Origin of the sequence: Streptomyces sp. YS-3 (assembly GCF_045257485.1) — a bacterium.
GTDB lineage: Bacteria > Actinomycetota > Actinomycetes > Streptomycetales > Streptomycetaceae > Streptomyces.
On the sequence record NZ_JBJHPC010000774.1, the window covers coordinates 1 to 2,756 of the forward strand.

Below are 2,756 nucleotides of genomic sequence, written 5' to 3' on the forward strand. Positions count from 1 at the left end.
GCCCCTGCCCGCACGACGCCGCCACCCCGTCCCCGGCCCCTCAGACCAGCCGGCGCGCCGTCGCCCACCGTGTCAGTTCGTGCCGGTTGGACAACTGGAGCTTGCGCAGCACCGCCGAGACGTGGGACTCGACCGTCTTCACCGAGATGAACAGCTGCTTGGCGATCTCCTTGTACGCGTAACCGCGCGCGATCAGCCGCAGCACCTCCCGCTCGCGCTGGGTGAGGCGGTCCAGGTCCTCGTCGACCGGTGGGGCGTCCGTCGAGGCGAAGGCGTCCAGGACGAAGCCCGCGAGGCGCGGGGAGAACACCGCGTCGCCCTCCTGGACCCGGAAGATCGAGTCGATGAGGTCCGTCCCCGTGATCGTCTTGGTGACGTAGCCGCGGGCGCCGCCCCGGATCACCCCGATCACGTCCTCCGCAGCGTCCGAGACGGACAGCGCCAGGAAGCGCACCGGATTCTCCGCGTCCGACATCAACGGGGCCGAACGGCGCAGGACTTCCACGCCGCCGCCGCCGGGCAGGTGGACGTCGAGGAGGACGACCTCCGGCCGGGTCGCCGTGATCACGGTGACCGCCTGGTCCACGTCGGCCGCCTCCCCGACGACCTCGACACCGGTCTCCTCGGTCCGGCCGATCTCCGCCTGGACGCCCGTGCGGAACATCCGGTGGTCGTCGACCAGGACGACCCGCACCCGCCGCTCGGCACCGCCCTGGCCCTGCTGGGACTGCTCCGTCGTCATCCGTCCGCCCTCTCCATCTCCAGCTCGACCTCGGTGCCCCCGCCGGGCACCGCACGCAGCCGTGCCGTTCCGCCGTTGCGCTGCATCCGGCCGATGATCGATTCTCGTACGCCCATGCGGTCGCCGGGGACCGCGTCCAGATCGAAGCCGGGGCCGCGGTCCCGTACGGACACGAAGACCGTACGGCCCTCGACCTCCGCGAAGACCTGGACGGCGCCGCCCTCGCCACCGTACTTGGCGGCGTTGACCATCGCCTCGCGCGCGGCCTGCATCTGCGCCGACAGCCGTTCGTCGAGCGGGCAGTCGCCCACGACCACGACCTCCAGCGGCACCCCGTGCTTGTCCTCGACCTCGGCCGCGGCCTTCTTCACCGCCTCGGCCAGGGTCTCCGGCTCCTCCGACTCGTCCTTGCCGGTGCCCTCCGGCTTGTAGAGCCAGGCCCGCAGCTCCCGCTCCTGGGCGCGGGCCAGGCGCCGCACCTCCCCCACGTTCTCCGCGTTGCGCTGGATCAGGGTGAGGGTGTGGAGCACCGAGTCGTGCACATGGGCGGCGACTTCGGCGCGCTCCTGGGCGCGGATGCGCATCCGGCGCTCCTCGGAGAGGTCCTGGGTCATCCGGACGAGATAGGGGCCGGCCAGGAGGGCTATGCCCGCGATGACCGCGAGCGCGGCCGTCAGGACGTTGCCGAGCTGAGCGGCCGAGCCGCGCACCACCACGAACCCGGTGAAGCCCGCGCCGACGAGCGCCACCCCCGCCAGCCCCCGCGCCAGCGGCAGCAGCCTGCTGCGCCGGGCGCCCTCGGTCCAGCGGGCCCGCCGGGCGTTGTCGGCCTGGCGCCACACCAGGATCACACCGGCGCCGACCAGGAGCGTGGGCCAGATGTACGGGCTGGCCCAGCCGCCCACGTTCACATTGCCCACGAAGATCGCCGCGCCGACGCAGAGCGCGATCAGAGCGACGACCTGGCCCTTGTCGGGCTTGCGCAGCCGCCGGCGGCCGTCGGGGCTCACCTCGAACGCCGAGCGCGGCTCGGCCGCCGTGCCTCCCAGGCCCAGCGGCACCACGAACCAGAACACCGCGTACAGCAGCGCCCCCAGGCCGTCGATCATGAACAGGCCGAGGAAGACGATCCGCACCCAGACGACCGGCAGCCCGAGGTGTCCGGCGAGACCGCGCGCCACCCCGCCGAGCAGCCGGCCCTCCGCCGAGCGGTAGAGCTTGCGCACGGGGGGTTCGGCGGCCTCGGGAGGCGCGGTTCGGGGAGCGGCGACTGGCATGGACCGATCGTCACATGTCCGCGCGGGTACGGGCATCAGGGTTGGCCCCCAGAACGCCCCTGATCCGCGGTCCCCGCAGGAGGGAGCGGGCATCCCCGCCCGGGGGAGCCGTTCTCCCCCGGCCGGGGGAGGCCCTGGCTCCGGATCAGGGGCAATCTCAGGGAGAGGCCAGGGTCGACGCGGGTGCCGGACCCGCCGACGGCCCGTCACCATGGAGTCATGACGCAGCCGACCGAGACCCCCGCCGCGCCGCCGGACCCGGATCCGGGCGCGGCGCCCGCCGCGCCGCACCCGCGCCGCAGCAGTCACAACAAGGTGATCGGCGGCGTCTGCGGCGGGCTCGGGCGGTACTGCGACATCGACCCGGTGATCTTCCGGGTGGCGCTGGGCGTGCTCACCGTCACCGGCGGCCTCGGCCTGCTCTTCTACGGGTTCGGCTGGCTGCTGCTCCCGCTGGACGACGAGGAGGAGAACGAGGCGCGTCGGCTGCTGTCCGGCCGGGTGGAGGGCCCGGCGCTGGCCGCCGTGCTGATGGCCCTGGCGGGCTGCGGGATCTTCCTGTCCATGCTGAGCAACGGCTCGGTGATGAGCTTCGCGTGGCTGCTGACGCTGGCCGTCGCGGGCGTCGGCGTCTGGTCCCAGCGTCGCTCGCTCACGCCCGCGGACGCCCCGCCGGACCTGGCGGGCGCCCCGGCGGCGCCCGGGGCCGCCTCCCCGGCCTTCGGCCCCGGCACGGC

At 73.9% G+C, this 2,756-nt stretch carries 3 protein-coding genes; 1 reads left to right on the plus strand and 2 read right to left on the minus strand.

Annotated elements, in window-relative coordinates; genetic code table 11:
• Window positions 1-40: 40 nt before the first annotated feature.
• Window positions 41-742 (minus strand): LuxR C-terminal-related transcriptional regulator, encoded by a 702-nt coding sequence (locus tag ACJA3G_RS34590; RefSeq protein ID WP_406556991.1) that lies wholly within the window; start codon window positions 740-742, stop codon window positions 41-43.
• Complete coding sequence (locus ACJA3G_RS34595) at window positions 739-2,019, minus strand: PspC domain-containing protein (RefSeq protein WP_406556992.1); 1,281 nt, start codon at window positions 2,017-2,019, stop codon at window positions 739-741. Before ACJA3G_RS34595 ends, ACJA3G_RS34590 begins: the two co-directional genes overlap by 4 nt.
• Window positions 2,020-2,238: 219 nt before the next feature.
• Here ACJA3G_RS34595 and ACJA3G_RS34600 point away from each other — a divergent pair.
• On the plus strand, window positions 2,239-2,756 hold a 518-nt coding region (locus ACJA3G_RS34600; protein ID WP_406556993.1), incomplete at its 3' end, for a PspC domain-containing protein.